This window comes from Enterococcus italicus DSM 15952, from assembly GCF_000185365.1.
GTDB lineage: Bacteria > Bacillota > Bacilli > Lactobacillales > Enterococcaceae > Enterococcus_G > Enterococcus_G italicus.
The window spans coordinates 1-534 of record NZ_GL622293.1 but is presented as its reverse complement, the minus strand read 5'-3'; the positions used below and the strand labels follow the sequence as shown (position 1 = coordinate 534).

Sequence of the window (534 nt, the reverse complement as noted above, 5' to 3'; positions counted from 1 at the left end):
CGAAGTGATCGACGAAAAGATTGTTTTCCCCGAGTTTCTTTGTGTCCGTTGGCTTTACGTTTTCCTTTCATAGGTAGGTGAGTCACTTCAAATACGCCTTGTTTAAACATACGATAAAGTGTACGCATAGAACAAGAAATAGAAAACTCTGCACGGCCAACAATCACATCAGGTGTCCAACCTTGAACAACCCTCTTTTGAATATATTCTGTTTGTTCATCTGATAAGACAATAGGACGTCTGCCACAGCGAGTTTTATTCTTCTTGTATTGATTGAAATAATCTAGAGCATTGTGCCCTGTTTTGAAAAATTGGTAAACTTTATGAATCGTTTGTCTAGATCTATTCAATAGTACTGCGGTTTTTGGCTACAGATTGATGATTATTATAATACGCCTCTATCATTGCAAGTTCATTTGATGTAAGATGGGTATAGGTCATTTGTCTTCACTCCTTATAATTCTTTTGCGGGAACTATCTTGAGTGTAGCACAAATGACTTTTTTATTTGTCTAGCTTAATTTTACAATCGGCG

The 534-nt window shown here is 36.5% G+C and carries 1 pseudogene; it reads right to left on the bottom strand.

From position 1 onward, the window contains the following. Positions 1-441 (bottom strand): annotated as a pseudogene (locus HMPREF9088_RS11335) (IS30-like element IS1062 family transposase); the annotation flags it as partial. Between the last annotated feature and the right edge of the window lie 93 nt (positions 442-534).